Source organism: Micrococcus sp. GPGPB33 (genome assembly GCF_037853785.1).
Lineage (GTDB): Bacteria > Actinomycetota > Actinomycetes > Actinomycetales > Micrococcaceae > Micrococcus > Micrococcus luteus.
The window spans coordinates 448288-465394 of record NZ_JAQMWO010000002.1 but is presented as its reverse complement, the minus strand read 5'-3'; the positions used below and the strand labels follow the sequence as shown (position 1 = coordinate 465394).

General features: G+C 73.9%; 14 protein-coding genes and 2 pseudogenes. 8 read left to right on the top strand and 8 right to left on the bottom strand.

Going from position 1 to position 17107, the window contains the following annotated elements; genetic code table 11:
- The first annotated feature begins 43 nt into the window (after positions 1-43).
- From POD19_RS02195 to POD19_RS02180, 4 genes are all read left to right on the top strand, one after another.
- On the top strand, positions 44-922 hold the full coding sequence (locus POD19_RS02195; RefSeq protein WP_020621428.1) for a siderophore-interacting protein: 879 nt from the start codon (positions 44-46) through the stop codon (positions 920-922).
- Between the two features lie 138 nt (positions 923-1060).
- Positions 1061-1441, top strand: coding sequence for a hypothetical protein (locus POD19_RS02190; RefSeq protein WP_340309284.1), 381 nt, complete (start codon positions 1061-1063; stop codon positions 1439-1441).
- The gene (locus POD19_RS02185) at positions 1380-1859 is read left to right on the top strand and encodes a hypothetical protein (protein ID WP_340309283.1); all 480 of its coding nucleotides are present in this window, start codon (positions 1380-1382) and stop codon (positions 1857-1859) included. The genes POD19_RS02190 and POD19_RS02185 overlap by 62 nt, the downstream gene beginning before the upstream one ends.
- 51 nt (positions 1860-1910) lie before the next feature.
- Positions 1911-3200 carry a M20 metallopeptidase family protein gene (locus POD19_RS02180; protein WP_020621430.1) on the top strand — a complete coding sequence of 430 codons (1290 nt, stop codon included), beginning with the start codon at positions 1911-1913 and terminating at the stop codon, positions 3198-3200.
- Here the strand turns inward: POD19_RS02180 and acs are convergent.
- Positions 3149-5352 (bottom strand): annotated as a pseudogene (acs, locus tag POD19_RS02175) (acetate--CoA ligase). The gene POD19_RS02180 and the pseudogene acs sit on opposite strands and share 52 nt — an antisense overlap.
- Before the next feature lie 211 nt (positions 5353-5563).
- On the opposite strand from acs, the gene POD19_RS02170 reads away from it, so the two are divergent.
- Complete coding sequence (locus tag POD19_RS02170; RefSeq protein WP_020621432.1) at positions 5564-6820, top strand: acyl-CoA dehydrogenase; 1257 nt, start codon at positions 5564-5566, stop codon at positions 6818-6820.
- 31 nt (positions 6821-6851) lie between these two features.
- Here the strand turns inward: POD19_RS02170 and POD19_RS02165 are convergent.
- The 3 genes and pseudogenes from POD19_RS02165 to POD19_RS02155 form a co-directional block, all read right to left on the bottom strand.
- Positions 6852-7717, bottom strand: a pseudogene (locus tag POD19_RS02165) (ABC transporter permease).
- A complete protein-coding gene (locus tag POD19_RS02160; RefSeq protein WP_020621434.1) occupies positions 7714-8733 on the bottom strand; it encodes an aliphatic sulfonate ABC transporter substrate-binding protein in 1020 nt (339 codons plus the stop codon). Before POD19_RS02160 ends, POD19_RS02165 begins: the two are co-directional and overlap by 4 nt.
- Positions 8730-9578: an ABC transporter ATP-binding protein gene (locus POD19_RS02155; protein WP_020621435.1), complete on the bottom strand. Its 849-nt coding sequence runs from the start codon at positions 9576-9578 to the stop codon at positions 8730-8732. The genes POD19_RS02160 and POD19_RS02155 overlap by 4 nt, the downstream gene beginning before the upstream one ends.
- 468 nt (positions 9579-10046) lie before the next feature.
- Here POD19_RS02155 and POD19_RS02150 point away from each other — a divergent pair, with 468 nt between their 5' ends.
- Genes POD19_RS02150 through POD19_RS02140 form a run of 3 tightly spaced genes read left to right on the top strand, consistent with a single transcriptional unit; the run spans position 10047 to position 12980 of the window.
- Positions 10047-11468, top strand: coding sequence for an LLM class flavin-dependent oxidoreductase (locus POD19_RS02150; protein ID WP_144818600.1), 1422 nt, complete (start codon positions 10047-10049; stop codon positions 11466-11468).
- A gap of 10 nt (positions 11469-11478) precedes the next feature.
- Positions 11479-12237, top strand: coding sequence for a Tat (twin-arginine translocation) pathway signal sequence (locus POD19_RS02145; RefSeq protein WP_144818598.1), 759 nt, complete (start codon positions 11479-11481; stop codon positions 12235-12237).
- On the top strand, positions 12234-12980 hold the full coding sequence (locus tag POD19_RS02140; protein WP_020621438.1) for a hypothetical protein: 747 nt from the start codon (positions 12234-12236) through the stop codon (positions 12978-12980). The genes POD19_RS02145 and POD19_RS02140 overlap by 4 nt, the downstream gene beginning before the upstream one ends.
- Before the next feature lie 63 nt (positions 12981-13043).
- On the opposite strand, the gene POD19_RS02135 is transcribed toward POD19_RS02140, so the two are convergent.
- From POD19_RS02135 to purS, 4 genes are all read right to left on the bottom strand, one after another.
- Positions 13044-13424, bottom strand: a complete 381-nt coding sequence (locus POD19_RS02135; RefSeq protein ID WP_041105404.1) for a YtxH domain-containing protein — start codon at positions 13422-13424, stop codon at positions 13044-13046.
- 236 nt (positions 13425-13660) lie between these two features.
- Positions 13661-15967: a phosphoribosylformylglycinamidine synthase subunit PurL gene (gene purL, locus POD19_RS02130; RefSeq protein ID WP_020621440.1), complete on the bottom strand. Its 2307-nt coding sequence runs from the start codon at positions 15965-15967 to the stop codon at positions 13661-13663.
- Positions 15964-16758: a phosphoribosylformylglycinamidine synthase subunit PurQ gene (purQ, locus tag POD19_RS02125; protein ID WP_020621441.1), complete on the bottom strand. Its 795-nt coding sequence runs from the start codon at positions 16756-16758 to the stop codon at positions 15964-15966. Before purQ ends, purL begins: the two co-directional genes overlap by 4 nt.
- Positions 16755-17021 (bottom strand): phosphoribosylformylglycinamidine synthase subunit PurS, encoded by a 267-nt coding sequence (purS, locus tag POD19_RS02120; RefSeq protein ID WP_002856633.1) that lies wholly within the window; start codon positions 17019-17021, stop codon positions 16755-16757. Before purS ends, purQ begins: the two co-directional genes overlap by 4 nt.
- Positions 17022-17107: the final 86 nt, after the last annotated feature.

Here is a 17107-nt window from a genome sequence, read left to right as displayed (position 1 = left end):
ACGCGTACCCGCGCAGACCCCGCCCCGACCCCAGGAGGCCCGCATGGCCCGGCCCCAGACCGTCCTCACCGTGGTGGCCGCCCGCCGGCTCACCCCGCACCTCGTGCGCCTGACCCTCGGCGGTGAGCAGTTCGACGCCGTCCATGCCCGCTGGGCGGAGAAGGGCGCCACGGACCAGTACGTGAAGCTGCTCTTCGCCGACCCCGCGCTCGGCCTCGAGCCCCCGTACGACCTGGACGCCCTCCGCGAGCGCCTCGCCCCGGAGCAGCTGCCGGTCCGCCGCACCTACACGGTGCGCCACATGGACGCGGCCGCCCGCACCATGGATGTCGACTTCGTGGTCCACGGTGCGTCCGACGGCGGCGCCGCCCCCGGGCACGACGGTGGCCTGGCCGGGGCGTGGGCGGCGTCCGAGCCGGTGGGGCAGCAGGTCGCGTTCCTGGGTCCCGGCGGCGCCTACCGGCCCGACCCCACCGCCGACTGGCACCTGCTCGCCGGCGACGAGGCCGCGCTGCCGGCGATCGCCGCCGCCCTCGAGGACCTCGCCGCCACGGACGCCGCGGCGGCCGGCGTCGCGCTGATCGAGGTGACCGACGCCGGGGACGAGGTGCCCCTGACCGCGCCGGCCGGCGTCGAGGTGCGCTGGCTGCACCGCGGCGGCCCCTTCACCCCGGAGACGACGAGGTTCGCCGCCGCCGTCGAGGGCGCGGCGTGGCGGGACGGACGGGTGCACGCGTTCGTGCACGGCGAGCGGGAGCAGGTCAAGCGCGTCCGGGCGTACCTCACGGACGTGCGCGGCGTGGACCGGCGACAGCTGTCGGTGAGCGCGTACTGGGCCTACGGCCGTGCCGAGGATGTGTTCCAGGCGGAGAAGCAGACCCCGGTGGGGCAGATCTTCGAGGACGGCGCCACCGGCGGCTGACCCGCACAGGTTCGGCACAGCAGCAGCTTCGCCGCCCCTCAGGGCCTGACGGGCCAGGGGTGACGTGAGACGGTCGAGGGGTCATCGTCCGGCGGTGCCCGGCCGCCGGCACGTCCGCACCTCTGTGAAGGAGTCCCCATGAAGACGCCCGCACGCCTCGCCGTCGGCATGCTCGCCGCCTCCGGTCTGCTGCTCACCGGCTGCGCCTCCGACCCGACGCTGGACGAGAGCTGGCCCGAGATCCGCCAGAAGGTCGTGGACGCCGAGAGCCTGCGCCTGAGGGTGGAGGGCACCGCCGCCGACAAGGAGGAGGAGAAGGACGACGCGTCGGCCTCGGCGGCGCCCTCCGCCTCCCTGGGCACGGACGCCAGCCAGTCCCTGAACGTGGACCTCGCCGGCGCCACCGACGACTCCCACCTCAAGGGCACCATGAACATGGACATGGGGGGGGGCCACCATGGACATCGAGGTCCTGCGCCGGGACGCCGACGTGTTCTTCAAGCTCAAGGCCGACGGTGACGACCTGCCCCAGGAGATGGGCATGTTCTCCACCCTCGTGGGCGACCGCTGGATCAAGACGAGCGCCGATCAGGCCGCGCAGATGGACATCTCACTCCAGGAGATCATGTCCGACCTCGAGGAGGACATGCCCGCCGCGGACGCCTTCGACGGCAAGGACCTGAAGGCCGAGGAGGTGGAGCTCGAGGGCAGGACGTACCTCAAGTACGCGCTGCCCGAGGAGCACCACGAGTTCGGCCGGACGATGCTGATCGACCCGGAGAGCACGACCCTCTACCGTCTCGAGGACGTGAACTCGGAGGACGAGGACGTGGACGCGAACGCCACCTTCACCGAGTGGAACGCGGTCGAGGCGCCCGAGGCCCCCGCCAAGGAGGACGTCTTCGACCTGGCCGAGCTGCAGGAGCTGGCCGGCTGACCCGCTGCGCGATCCGGGTGGGCCGGCGGGCCGCCACGGCATGATGTCCTGATGGACCGCACCGCCCCCACCCCGCCCGCGAACGCCCTCGCCCCGGACCTGCCGGAGGACATCGCCCGCGAGGCGATCGCCTTCCGCCGCCGCCTCCACGGGCATCCGGAGCTGGACCTGCACCTGCCCCGCACCCAGGCCGCCGTCCTCGAGCGGCTCGAGGCCCTGCGCGCCGAGGCGGGGGAGGATGCCGCCACCGGCCGCCCCGCGCTGGAGACGAGCGTGGGCCGGGCGCTGAGCTCCGTCGTCGTGGTGCTGCGCGGCGGGGCCCCGCTGCCGGAGGGGGCCCGGCGGCCGGTCGTGCTGCTGCGGGGGGACATGGACGCCCTGCCCGTCACGGAGGAGACCGGGCTGGAGTACGCCCCCTCCGTGCCGGGCACCATGCACGCCTGCGGCCACGACCTGCACACCGCCGGCCTCTACGGCGCGCTGGCGTGGCTGGTGCGCCGTCGCGGGGAGCTCACCGCCGACGTGGTGGCCATGTTCCAGCCCGGGGAGGAGACCGGCGGCGGCGCCCTGCACATGATCCAGGAGGGGCTGCTGGAGGCGGCCGGGCGACCGGTGGACGCCGCCTACGCGATCCATGTCTCCTCGGGCACGTACCCGCGCGGCGTCCTGCTCAGCCGCCCGGGGGCGATCCAGGCCGGCTGCGACGACCTGGTGGTGACGGTGCACGGTCGAGGCGGGCACGGCTCGGTGCCGCACCTGGCTCAGGATCCGGTGCCCGTGGCCGCCGAGATGGTGCTGGCGCTGCAGTCCGTGGTCACCCGGCAGTTCGACGCCTTCGACCCGGTGGTCGCGACCGTCGGGCACCTGAGCGCGGGCACGGCGGCCAACGTCATCCCGGACAGCGCCACCCTCGCCCTCACCCTGCGGACCTTCTCCGCGGACGCCCGCGCCCGGCTGCGCGCGGCCGTGGAGCGCATGGTGCACGGGATCGCCGCGGCGCACGGCATGAGCGCACAGGTCCGGACGGACTGCGCGTTCCCGGTGACGGCCAACGACGCGGACGCGGTGGCCTTCGTCCGCCGGACCGTGGAGGACCTCTACGGGGCCGACGCCTACCGGGAGCTGCCCGAGCCCGAGCCCGGCAGCGAGGACTTCTCCGAGGTCCTCCAGCGGGTGCCCGGCGCCTACGTCCTGCTCGGGGCGGTCCCGGAGGGCGTGGCCCCGGACGAGGCCCCGGTCAACCACTCCCCGCAGGCCGTGTTCGACGACGCCGTGGTGCCGCGGGCCGCTCAGGTGCTGGCCGAGCTGGCGTTGCGGACGGCGCCGGTGTCGGCGTCCTGAGCGCGGCGGCCGGCCCGGAGCACCTCGGCGATCTGCCCGACGCACGGCTCGTTCTGCAGGCTCGTGGTGTCTCCGAGCGCGGTGCCCTGGTGCAGCTGCGTCAGCAGCCGCCGCATGATCTTGCCCGAACGGGTCTTGGGCACGTCGGGGACGAAGACCACCTCGGCGGGCTTGGCCACCGGCCCGATCACCCGCCCCACGTGCCGACGCAGCTCCTCGGCGCGGTCGGCGGCGGAGGCGCCGGGGCCGTCGTCGCCGGCCAGCCAGCTCTCGTGCGCCACCACGAAGGCGACGGCCGCGTGCCCGGTGGTCTCGTGCGGCACGGGGCACACCCCCGCCTCGATCACCTCCGGGTGCGCCACGAGGGCGGACTCGATCTCGATGGTGCTCAGCCGGTGCCCGGAGATGTTGATGACGTCGTCCACGCGCCCGAGGATCCAGACGTCGCCGTCCTCGTCCCGCTTGGCGCCGTCGCCGGCGAGGAACCAGCCCGCCTCGCCCTGGTCCGCGTAGTCCTCCCAGTACGAGTGGAAGTAGCGGGCCGGGTTCCGCCACACGGTCCGCGCCATCGACGGCGAGGTGCGGGTGACCACGATCCGGCCCTGCAGGCCCTCGGGCGTGGGGGCGCCGTCGTCGTCGACCACGGCCACGTCCACCCCCGGCAGGGGCCGGGAGCCGCAGCCCGGCTTGAAGGCCGTGTCCGTGGGACGGGGGAGAGCACGGTGGCGCCGGTCTCGGACTGCCACCACGTGTCCACCATCGGCAGGTCCGGGGTGTCCCGGCCGATCTGGGTGCGGGCCCACGTCCAGGCCTCCGGGTTCACGGACTCGCCCACGGTCCCGATCAGGCGGATCGAGGACAGGTCCGGGCCGCCGTCCGCGTGCGCCGGGATCCCGTCCGGATGCCAGCCCTTGAGCGAGCGGATCAGGGTGGGCGCCGTGTAGTAGCTCGTCACCCGGTAGCGCTCGATCACCTCGAAGTGCCGGCCCGGGTGCGGGGCGTTCGGCACGCCCTCGTAGATCACCTGCGTCACCCCGTTCGAGAGCGGACCGTAGATCTCGTAGGTGTGCGCGGTGACCCAGGCCAGGTCCGCGGTGCACCAGTGGACGTCGTCGTCGCGCCGTGCCGGGTCCGGGTGGGAGAACAGGAAGTCGTGCGTCCACGAGGCCGCGGCGAGGTACCCGCCGGAGGTGTGCACGAGCCCCTTGGGCTGTCCCGTGGTGCCGGAGGTGTACATGATGAACAGCGGGTGCTCCGCGTCGAAGGCGCGCGGGGTGTGGGTGTCCGGCTGGCGGTCCACGACGTCGTGCCACCACAGGTCCCGGCCCTCGGTCCACGGGATGTCCCGGTGGCCCGTGCGGTCCAGGACGAGGACGTGCTCGATCGCGTTGTCCCCGGACACGGCCTCGTCCGCGTTGGCCTTCACGGGGACGGCGACGCCGCGGCGGAACTGGCCGTCGGTGGTGACGAGCAGCTTGGCGCCCGTGTCCTCGACGCGGAACCGCAGCGCCTCCGCCGAGAACCCGCCGAACACGAGCGAGTGCACGGCGCCGATCCGCGCGCACGCCAGCGTGATGACGATCGTCTCCACGAGCACGGGCAGGTACACGACGACGCGGTCGCCCGCCTCGATGCCCAGCTCCTCGAGGGCGTTCGCGGCCTGGGCGACCTCGCGCTGCAGCTGCGCGTAGGTGACGGCGCGGCGGTCGCCGGGCTCGCCCTCGAAGTACAGGGCGACCTTCTCCCCGCGCCCCGCCGCCACGTGCCGGTCCACGCAGTTCACGGCCACGTTCAGGGTGCCGTCCTCGTACCAGCGGATCTCCGGGCCGCGCTCGGCGGCCGGGTCCGGGGCGGTGAGGGAGCGCGTCCGGGTGAAGGGCCGCTCCCAGCTCAGACGTCGGCCGGCCGCCTCCCAGAACGCGAGCCGGTCCGACTCGGCCACCGGGCGGCCGTCGCCGCGCCCGCCGTGCAGCCGGTCCGCCGGGCGGCCGGGGTGGACGTCCGGGTCGGCGGCGTCGACGAGCGCCTGCGGGAGGGGGCCGGGCAGCGTCGCGAGGGCCGCGGCGGGCACGCCGTCGTTCGGTCCGCGGACGGCCCCGGAGGCGCCCTCCTCGGCCGGGTCGGGGCGGGCGGGGTCCTCGGTGGGCGTCATGGGCGGCGGTTCCTCCTGGTCGGCGGGTCCGACCAGGGTAGGGACGCCGACGACGGCGCCGCGCCCGCCGTCGTCACCGGCGGTCATGCTCGGCCCGCCGGACCCCCGCGGGCGCCTGGCGCGGGCCACGGCGACGGCGGCCGGTGTGGACCCCGTCCCACGGCCGGGGCGCCCCGGCCGCCGGGCCGCCCGCACGTGTCAGAGTAGGTCCATGACCACCTACGCCACCCTCGCCGCCCGGTACGCCGACGCCTTCGACTCCGTCGCCCACGGCGAGCGGGCCCGCGAGGCGGGCCGGCACCTGCCGTTCGCCGCGCTCGGGGAGCTGCAGGCCGCCGGGTTCGGCAAGGTCGGCGTCCCCGTGGACGCGGGCGGCGAGGGCGGCGGCAGCGAGACCGTGCTGCGCCTGCTCATGGACCTGGCCGCCCGGGACGTGAACACCGCGCACGTCTGGCGCTCCCACCTCGTGTTCATCGCCACGGCCATGGACCAGGCGCCCGCCCGCCGGGAGCGGTGGCTGCGGCACATCGTCGACGGGGACTGGGCCGGCTCCGCCCTGGCCGAACGCGCCGGCGGGGCCGCACCGGGCCGTGCCGCCACCCTGGCCAGCCGGGACGAGGGCGGCACCTGGGTCGTGCGGGGGCAGAAGTACTACGCGACCGGCTCGGCGTTCGCCACGTGGACCGCCGCGACCGTGGGCATCGAGGGGGCGGACCTCGTCTCGCGCCGGAACTCGAAGCGGGCCGGGGGCGCGGTCCGCGAGCCGGACCGGGCCGTCGCCGTCGTGCGCGTGCGTCAGCCGCGCGTGGGCATCAAGGACGACTGGGACGGCTTCGGCCAGCGCCTGACCGCCACCGGGTCCGTGGTGCTCGACGACGCCGCGGCCGAGGAGCTGCTCGAGGTGCCGCGGCAGGACGGGCCGGTGCCCGTGCTCATGGAGGCGACCCTGCTGGCGCTGCAGGCCGGGATAGGCCGGGCGGCGCTCACGGAGGGCACGCAGCTGCTGCGGCAGCGGCGCCGCACCTTCAACACCGGCACGGCCGCGCTGCCCAAGGACGACCCGCAGCTCCTCGAGATCATGGGGCAGCTGGCCGGGCGGCAGGCCGCGGCCGAGCTGATGGTGCGCGAGATCGGGCGTCTGCTCGACGAGGGGGAGGACGGCGCCGACGGGGCCGGCCCGGCGGAGGCCGACGTCGTGGCGGCGTCCGCCGAGGCGATGGCCGCCGCGTACCGGGCCCAGGCCGTGGTGCCGGAGGCCGTCCTCGAGGTGTGCACCCGCATCTTCGACACGCTCGGCGCGTCGGCGACGTCGGCCACGCTGCGGCTCGACCGGCACTGGCGTAACGCCCGCACCCTCGCCACCCACGACCCGGCGGCGTACAAGGTGCGCATGGCCGGCGACTGGCTCGTGAACGGCACCCCGCCGACCGCCTACACGTCGGCCGGCGAGGTCCCCGAGGGGGACTGACCCGACGACCGGGCGGCCGGACGTGCCGGGCTCAGGCCCAGCGGCGCAGGGCCCGGCGCTCCAGCAGGCCGAGCAGCCAGTCGGTGAGCTTGCCGAGCACGGCGAGCAGGATGATCGCCAGGATCAGGCGGTCCGTGCGTCCGTTGTTCTGCGAGTCGTGAGCAGGAAGCCCAGGCCCATCGAGGAGGCGATCAGCTCCGCGGCCACCAGGAACAGCCAGGCCTGGGCCAGGGCCAGCCGCAGGCCGGAGAACACGGCCGGCACCACGGCGGGCAGCTGCACCGTCCGCAGCAGGGACAGCCCGTGGTAGCCGAAGGCCCGTCCGGCCTCCACCAGGTGCGGGTCCACGTGGCGCAGGGCGGCGTAGACGGTGGTGAACACCGGGAAGAACGCGCCGATCGCGATGAGGGTGACCTTGGACTCCTCGCCGATCTGCATCCAGAGGATCAGCAGCGGCACCCAGGCCAGCGAGGGCACCGCGCGCAGCGCCCCGATCAGCGGGGCGAACAGCGCGTCCGCCCACCGGGACAGCCCGAGCGCGGACCCCACGGCCAGCCCGAGCGCGGCCCCGAGCAGGAAGCCCAGCAGCACGCGCTGGGTGGAGATCCCCACGTGCAGCCACAGGTCGCCCCGCTCCAGCAGGTTGACGCCGGCGCTGAGCACCGCGCCGGGGGAGGGCAGCTGCACCGCGGAGAGCAGCCCGGCGGCCGTCACCGCCCACCACAGCACCAGGAGGACGGCGGGCGCGGCCAGCCCCACCACCGCCCGGGCGCCGGGCCGGTCCAGCACCCGGGGCCGCTGCCGTCGGCGCGCCCCTGTGTCGCCGTCGTCGTGACCCGACCGCTCGCGCGCCTCGGGGCCCGTCGTCGCGGCGGGGGTGGTCAGGGCGGTGCTCATCGGATGGCCTCCTCGGCGAAACGGGTGTCCAGGATGCTCGCCAGGGCGGCGTCCACCTGGTGCTGGTAGTCGACGGACCCGGTGCCGACCAGGATCCGTCCGACCCCCGTCAGGGCGTCGAGCAGCTCCTGGCCCGGCACGGGGCTGACGTCCGCGTTGGTGCGTTCGAGGATCACGGTGCGGGCGACGTCGGGAGAGATCTTCGCGGCCTCGGCCAGGATCCCGACGGTCTCGTCCGGGTGCTCGAGCGCCCAGGCGCGGGCGCGTTCGTACGTGTCCAGGACGGTCTGGGCCGTCTCCGGGTCCGCCTCGAGGAAGGACTCCGTGGCGTTGAGGACGGAGAACGTGTTCAGGGCGAGGTCCCGGTACAGGAAGCGGGCGCCCTCGGCCTCGGCCTTGGCCATGATCGGGTCGAGCCCGGACCACGCGGCCACCGATCCGCCGGCGAGGGCGGCGCGGCCGTCGGCGTGCTGCAGGTTCTGGATCTCGACGTCGGCCGGGTCCACCCCGGCGGCCTCGAGCGCCTGCACGGCGAAGAAGTACGGGTCCGTCCCGCGCGTGGCGGCCACCGTGCGGCCCGCGAGCTGGGCGACGTCCGTGATGTCCGAGCCGGGCGGGACCATGAGCGCGGACCACTCCGGCCGCGAGGCGACGCCCACGATGCGCGTGGGCGCTCCGTTGGCCCGGTTCAGCAGCGCGGCCGAGCCGGCCGTCGACCCGATGTCCACGGAGTTCGAGCGCAGGAGCTCGTTGGCCTTGTTGGAGCCGGCGGAGAACACCCAGTTCACCCGGACGCCGCGGGGCGCGAGCGTCTCCTCCAGCCATCCCTGGTGGCGGATCACGAGGGAGAGCGGGTTGTAGGTGGCGTAGTCGATGCTCAGCGTGTCCGGACCGTTCACCGGCCCGGTCGTCGCCTCACCCTGCAGGACGCATCCGCTCAGGCCCAGGGGCAGGGACGCGGCCAGCAGGCCGAGCGCCGTGCGACGGGTCAGGCGTGCGGAGCCGGCGCCGCTCATCGGGCGTGGCTCTCGACGCCGAGGCCCTCGAGGAGCTCGGCGCGCAGCCGGGCCAGGCGGGCGTCCGCGCGGTCGCGGGGACGGGCCCCCGGCACGTCCACGATCCGCCCCACGGTCGCTCCGGGGCGGGCCCCGCCGTCGGGCGCGGGGACGTCACGGGCGAGCAGCAGCACGCGGTCGGCGAGCTGCAGGGCCTCCTCCACGTCATGGGTGATGAGCAGGACGGTGGTGCCGGTGGCGGCGTGCACGTCCAGCAGCAGGTCCTGCATCTTCAGGCGCGTCAGGGCGTCGAGGGCGCCGAAGGGCTCGTCGAGCAGCAGCACGCCGGGGCGGCGCGCCAGGGCGCGGGCGAGCGAGGCCCGCTGGGCCATGCCGCCGGAGACCTCCCGGGGGCGGTGCTCCGCGAAGGGCGCGAGGCCCACGAGCTCGAGCAGCTCCTGCACGCGGTCCCGGCCCGCGGCGCGGTCCAGCTCCCGGGGCAGGCCGAGTTCCACGTTGCGGCGCAGGGTGCGCCAGGGCAGCAGGCGCGGCTCCTGGAAGCCGACGGCGGTGCGCTCGTCGTAGGGTCGCACGGGCGAGCCGTCGATCAGCAGCTCTCCGTCGAAGTCCGGGTCCAGGCCGGCCACGGCGCGCAGCAGCGTGGACTTGCCGCAGCCGGAGGCGCCGATCACGGCGAGCACCTCGCCGGGCGCCACGGTCAGGTCCACGTCGCGCAGGACGACGCGTGGTCCGTCCGCGGTGGGGAACGTGCGCCCGACGCCGCGGAAGACGACGTCGAGGCTGTGGCGGTCCTCGTCCCGGACCGGGGTGGAGGCGGTGGCACGGGAAGGCGCGTGCACGCTCATGGAGGGCTCCCATCGTCGCTTCGTCGTCGGTGTCGGACGGATACGGATGCCAGTAGACCACCGCGGGCCCGGTCGGCCGCGCGGTCGCCCGGCCGCCGGCGCCGGAGGGTCACACGGGCGTCACACCGGGGGCGCCGCCGGTCCTGGCCCGGCCGGCCGTCACGGCCCGAGCCCAGCGCCGAGCCAGACGTTTCGGTCGTCTCTGCAGGGTGGAGGCAGCAGATTTCTCTGGCTCAGCGCTGGGGTGCCACTGGGCCGCAACAGGGCCGCCGCCCGCGGACGTGTCCTCCGTCATGGTCGGGGCATGTCACGAACCGGGCGCCGGACGCGTGGCCGGGCCCGGCGGGGCCGTCATGAACCCCTGGGCCGGACCGGCTTCCACCGCCGGCCGCGTCAGCGTTGCATGGTGCGGAACCGTCGCTCGCCCGGCCGCGCCCCTGCGACCGGGCGGCCCTGGAAAGGAGACCCATGAGCACCGCCGAGAACGCCGGGGCCGGAGCACCCACCCGCCCGGACGAGCACCGCGCGATCCTCTTCAACGCATTCGACATGAACTGCGTCGCCCACCAGTCCCCGGGTCTCTGGCGTCACCCCGACGACCACGCCCGGGACTGCAACACCCTGGGCTACTGGACGCACCTGGCGCAGACGCTGGAGAAGGGCCTGTTCGACGGCCTGTTCATCGCCGACGTCCTCGGCCCGTACTCCGTGTACGGCGGCACCTCCGAGGCCGCCATCAGGACCGGCGCGCAGACCCCCGTGAACGACCCGTTCCTGCTCGTCTCCGCGATGGCCGCGGTCACCGAGCACCTCGGCTTCGGCGTCACCGCCGGCACCGCCTACGAGCACCCCTACCCGTTCGCCCGCCGCCTCGCCACGCTCGACCACCTCACGGGCGGCCGCGTGGGCTGGAACGTGGTCACCGGCTACCTGCCCTCCGCCGCCCAGAACATGGGCCAGGACGACCAGATGGAGCACGACGAGCGCTACGAGCACGCCGACGAGTACCTCGACGTCGTCTACAAGCTCCTCGAGGGCTCGTGGGAGGACGACGCCGTCGTCTACGACAAGGAGTCCGGCGTGTTCGCGGACCCGGCCAAGGTCCACGACATCGCCCACGAGGGCCGGTACTTCACCGTGCCCGGCCACGCCGTCACCGAGCCGTCCGTGCAGCGCACCCCCGTGATCTACCAGGCCGGCGCCTCGACGCGCGGCCGCGCCTTCGCCGGCAAGCACGCCGAGGCCGTGTTCATCAACTCCCCCACGAAGGAGCTGGCGGCCGCCACCGTGAAGAAGATCCGCCAGGCCCTGGTGGACGCCGGCCGTGACCCGTACGACGTGAAGATCTTCGCGATGCAGACGATCGTCACCGGGGCCACCGACGAGGACGCGCGGGCCAAGTACGACGACCTGGCGCAGTACGTGGACCCGCTGGGCGGCCTCGTGCTCATGTCCGGCTGGATGGGCATCGACCTGTCCCAGTACGACCTGGACGAGCCGATCGGGGACGTGAAGTCGAACGCCATCCAGTCCGCCGTGGAGACCTTCCAGAAGGCCTCCGGCACGGATGAGGAGTGGACCGTGCGCAAGCTCGCCGAATGGGTGGGCATCGGCGGCTTCGGCCCCGTGATCGTGGGCGGCGGCGAGTCCGCGGCCCGTCAGCTCGTCGAGTGGGCCGACGAGACCGACGTGGACGGCTTCAACCTCGCCTACCACATCACCCCGGGCGCCTTCGAGGACGTCGTGGAGTTCGTGGTGCCGGCGCTGCAGAAGCTCGGCCGCTACAAGACCGCGTACACGGACGGCACGCTGCGCCACAAGCTCTTCGGCCGCGGCGACCACCTGCCGCAGAACCACCACGGCGCATCCTTCGCCCTGCGCCGCCGGTAGGGTGACGCCAATGGCCGCGGCGCCCTGCCTCGGCCGGCAGCAGCCCCAGGAGGAGAACATGCAGCGCAGACGTGCCGTCCGCGCGGCCGGGCTCGGCGTCGTGGGCGCCCTGGCCTTGGCCGGGTGCGCATCCGAGCCGCAGTCGGCGGGGGAGGCCTGGCATCAGGCCCGCACCCAGTTGGACGAGGCCGAGACCGTCCGACTCGAGACCGCCTACACCACCGGCCGTCAGGGCCCGCACTCGGTCCGCTGGGACATCGCCGGCCGGCTCGACGGCGGCGACGCCGAGTCGAAGGGCGTCATGCAGGTCGGCCGGGACTCACACATCACCATGGAGTCCCGCCAGGTCGGCGAGGATGTGTTCGTCCGGGTCGACGTGGACGGCTCCGACGTCCCGGACGACGTCCAGGTGATGTACTCCGACCCGCAGTGGCGCCGTGTCCCGGCCGGTGAGGGGCAGGAGCCGCCCCTGAAGGCCCTCCTCGACCAGGTGGGCCTCCCCGCGGCGGACGCCCTCGACGGCGCCCAGGTGCGCGCCGAGGAGGTCGACTGGGACGGCGGCACGGCCTACCGCTATGCCGTGCCCGAGGAGGTCGCCGACGCCGCAATGGCCGAGGGCGACGCCACCCGGGTGCACTCCTTCACGGTGGACGACGACGGCGAGCTGGTCGCGCTCACCGTCGACGACGGCCGGGCCACCCAGCAGTACGCCCTGAGCGACTGGAACCAGATCGAGCCGGCCGAGGCGCCGGAGGAGGTGGCCGAGTGAGGCAGCGCCAGACCCAGACCCGCCGCACCCGCCGCGGCCTGTCCCTCGCCGCCGTCGGGGCGGCCGCCCTGCTGCTGACCGGCTGCGCCTCGGGCGACGACGCCCCCGGCGCCTGGGACCGCGCCCGCACCCAGCTCGAGGAGGCCGACTCCGTCCGCATGGTCACCGAGCTGCGGTCCGAGGCCCCGACCAACGGCCGCGCGGTCCCGGACTCGGTGGACATCTCCGGTCCCGTGGACGGCTCGTCCATGCGGTACGTGTCCGTGTACCAGGACGACGGCCTGATCACCCGGGACGAGTCCCGGATCGTGGACGGCACCGCGTACTCCCGATTCACGGTGGAGCGCGCCGGCGCGAGCGGCGAGGACCGCCCCGCCTATGTGGAGCGCTGGACCGCCACCCCGTACGAGAGCGATCCCCGCGCCACCGGCATGGGCGCGATGGTGAGCTCGCTGCTGGGCTCCCTGCCGGAGTCGGGCGGCCTGGACGACGTCGAGGCGGACGCGGACGGCATCCGCCGCAGCGGTCAGGACGCGATCCGCTACGTGCTGGACGAGCCCGTCTCGGGCCCGCAGGAGGGCGTGGCGCTGACCGCGTTCACGGTGTCCAAGGAGGACGGCCGCCTGCTCACCGTGGAGACCGAGTCCGCCGGCACGAAGGCCGTGGTGACCCTCTCCGAGATGGGCGAGGTGGATCCGGTGCAGGCCCCGCCGGCCGACGAGGTCCTGAAGCAGGACGGCTGACCCGGCCCACGACGACGGCGGCCCGCCTCCCCGAGGGGAGGCGGGCCGCCGTGTCTGCGCGGGTCAGCGCGTCAGCGGACCCTCGTCACCCAGCGGGGTGGACGGGTCCGAGACGGTGTCCGGCTCGGCACCGTGGCGGGCCGCCGAGGTGACGTTGTCGTTGTTGGACTCGGTCACGCGATCTTCGCGGACGTCGTTCTTCTTGTCGTTGCCCTGCATGGCATCCTCCACCTTCGTCGTGGCCTTCTGCACCGGATCGGACTTCTTCACCTCAGCGAACTTCTGCTGGGCGGTCTCCTGGACCTGGCCGACCTTCTCCTGGGTATTGGGGTCGTTCCAGAGCTTCTGGGCGTTCTGGGTCATCTTCTCGAGGTTCTTGCGGCCCTCGGCGGAGCCGAGCAGGTAGCCGAGTGCGGCGCCGAGGCCCAGGGTGATGAGGCGCATGGGTGGTCTCCTTCGTGTGTCGGGACCGCGTCGACCCTCTTGGACGGGCCGGGCGGCGCGCTGGCGCGCTGTCCTGAGATCACTCTGGTCACCGGAGCCCGCCGCGTCAACGGTTGAGGCGCACGGCCGTGCGAGGGTCGGGGGCGTTCGTCCCCGCAGTCCCGTCCCACGACGACGGCCGCTCACCCCCGGGGGTGAGCGGCCGTCGTCGTGCCGGGGCCCGTGGGGCCACGGGGTCAGCCGAAGTGCTTCGGCAGGGTGGCCTCCCAGGCCTCGCGCAGCTCCGTGATCGGCAGGGTGAAGGCGTCCTGGACCTCGAGGGCCGCGGAGTCGGCGTCCACCACGCCGATGCGCACGGCCGCGTAGCCGCGGGCCGTGGTCATGTCGGTGAACCGGACCTCCTCGGTGCGGGGCACGGCCACGACGGCGCGCGCCTGCGTCTCGGAGAACAGTGCGGTGAACAGGTCCACGCCGTCGCGGCGCAGCACCTCGTCCAGCACCACGCGGGCGCCCACGCCGAAGCGCAGCACCATCTCGGACAGGGTGGCCGCGAGGCCGCCGCCGGAGACGTCGTGGGCGGCGTCGATCATGCCGTCCCGGGACATGTTGACCAGCAGCTCGCCGAGCAGGCGCTCCTTCTTCAGGTCGACCTTCGGGGGCAGGCCGCCGAGGTGGCCGCGCAGGCGCGCGAACTCGGAGCCGTCCAGCTCGTCCCCGGTCTCGCCCAGCAGGTAGATCGCCTGACCGTCCGCGTCCGGGGCGAAGCCGGACGCGGTGCGGCGCAGGACGTCGTCGAGCTGGCCGAGCACCGCCACCGTGGGGGTGGGGTGGATCGGGGTGCTGCCCGTCTGGTTGTACAGGGACACGTTGCCGCCAGTCACCGGGATGCCGAGGGTCTGGCAGCCGTCCGCCAGGCCGCGCACGGCCTCCGCGAACTGCCACATCACGTCCGGGTCCTCGGGGGAGCCGAAGTTCAGGCAGTCGGAGACGGCCAGGGGCACGGCCCCGGCGGTGGTGACGTTGCGGTACGCCTCGGCCAGGGAGGCCTGCGCGCCCGTGTACGGGTCCAGGTAGGTGAACCGGTCGTTGCAGTCCGTGGCCAGGGCCACGCCCATGCCGGTCTCCTCGTCCACGCGCACCACACCCGCGTCGTCCGGGGCCGCCAGGGCGGTGTTGCCGCGGACGTAGCGGTCGTACTGGCGGGTGATCCAAGAGGTGTCCGCCAGGTTCGGGGAGCTCATCAGCTCCACGACGGCGGCGCGCAGCTCCTCGCCCGTGGCGGGCAGGTCCTGACCGGCCTCGGAGGAGCGGAACGTGTCCGCCTGGAGCTCGTCCTGCCAGGCCGGACGCGCGTACGGGCGCTCGTAGACCGGGCCGTCGTGGGCCACGGTGCGCGGGTCCACGTCGACGATGACCTCGCCGTCCCAGGTGATGATCAGGCGGCCGTCGCCGGTGACCTCGCCCAGCCAGGAGTACTCGACGTCCCACTTGGCCATGACGGCCTCGAACGCGGCGACGTTCTCCGGCGTCACCACGGCCATCATGCGCTCCTGCGACTCGGACATGAGGATCTCGCCCGGGGTCAGCGTGGAGTCGCGCAGCAGCACGTCGGTCAGCTCCACGCGCATGCCGCCCTCGCCGTTGGAGGCGAGCTCGGAGGTGGCGCAGGAGATGCCGGCGGCGCCGAGGTCCTGGATGCCTTCGACGAGGGAGTCGCGGAACAGCTCGAGGCAGCACTCGATGAGCACCTTCTCGGAGAAGGGGTCCCCGACCTGCACCGAGGGGCGCTTGGCGGGCTTGCCGTCGCCGTCGAAGGACTCGGAGGCCAGCACGGAGGCGCCGCCGATTCCGTCACCGCCGGTGCGGGCGCCGAACAGAACCACCTTGTTGCCCACGCCGGAGGCGTTGGCCAGACGCAGGTCCTCGTGCTTGAGCACGCCCACGGCGAGGGCGTTGACGAGCGGGTTGCCCTGGTAGATCGGGTCGAAGCGGGTCTCGCCGCCGATGTTCGGCAGGCCCAGGGAGTTGCCGTAGCCGCCGATGCCGGCCACCACGCCGTGGAACACGCGGGCGGTGTCCGGGTGGTCGATCGCGCCGAAGCGCAGCGGGTCCATCACGGCCACCGGGCGGGCGCCCATGGAGATGATGTCGCGCACGATGCCGCCGATGCCCGTGGCCGCGCCCTGATAGGGCTCCACGTAGGAGGGCGAGTTGTGGGACTCGACCTTGAACGTCACGGCCCAGCCGTCACCGAGGTCGGTCACGCCGGCGTTCTCGCCGATGCCCACCATCATGTGCTGCTTCATCTCGTCGGTGAGCTTCTCGCCGAACTGGCGCAGGTGCACCTTCGAGGACTTGTACGAGCAGTGCTCGGACCACATGACCGAGTACATGGCCAGCTCGGCGGCGGTGGGTCGGCGGCCGAGGATCTTCTTGATCTCGGCGTACTCGTTCTCCTTCAGGCCCAGCTCGGCCCAGGGCTGCTCGACGTCCGGCGTCGCCTGGGCGTCCGCGACCGTCTCGATGTTGAACTGCTGGCTCATGCATGGCCTCCACGGCTGGCGAGGGTGGTCAGGACGGAGGTGAAGAAGCCGAGGCCGTCCACGCCGGAGCGGGGGCCGGCGGCGGTGTCCGGGCCGAAGCCCGGCTCCACGGCGTGCTCCGGGTGCGGCATCAGACCGACGACGTTGCCGGCCGGGTTCGCGATGCCCGCGATGTCCCGGCGCGAGCCGTTCGGGTTCCAGCCCTGATAGCGGAACACCACGCGGCCCTCGGCCTCGAGGGCGTCGAGGGTCGTCTCGTCCGCCACGTACTGGCCGTCCTGGTTCTTCAGGGGCACGGTGATGGTCTGGCCCTGCTCGAAGTCGCGGGTCCACACGGTGTCCGTGCTCTCCACGACCAGCTCCTGGTCGCGGCAGATGAAGTGCAGGTGGTCGTTCTTGACCATCGAACCCGGCAGCAGATGCGACTCGGTGAGGATCTGGAAGCCGTTGCAGATGCCGAGCACCGGCAGGCCGTCCGCGTCGCCCTCGGGGCCGCCGGCCGCCGTCGCCACCGCGTCCATCATGGGGGCGAAGCGCGCGATCGCGCCGGCGCGCAGGTAGTCGCCGTAGGAGAAGCCGCCCGGGATCACGACGGCGTCCACGCCGGCGAGCGTCCGCTGCGGGTCCGCGTCGGCGTGCCACAGGGAGACGGGCTCGGCGCCGGCGAGGCGGACGGCGCGCAGCGCGTCCACGTCGTCCAGGGTGCCGGGGAAGGTGATGACGCCGATGCGCGCGCCGCTGAGCGGCGTCGTCGGCGTCGAGTAGTCGCCGATGAGGGGGAGCTCGGTCATCGGGCGCCCTCGGCCTCGTCCAGGACGGCCACGTTCACGACGTCCTCGATGACGGGGTTGGACAGCATCTCCTCGGCGGCCGTGCGCGCCTGGGCGAGGATCTCGTCGGTGACCTCGCCCTCCACGGTGAGCTCGAAGCGCTTGCCCTGGCGGACCTGGCTGAACTCGGTGAAGCCGAGGCGGGGCAGGGCCCCGTTGATCGCCTTGCCCTGCGGATCGAGGATCTCGGGCTTGGGCATGACGTCGACGACGATGATGGGCATGAACACGCTCCTGGGTGCGGGACGATGCCGCGGAGCAGGAGGGTGTGATGCCGTCTCACGCCCGGCCCGGGGCGCTCCGCGTGCTT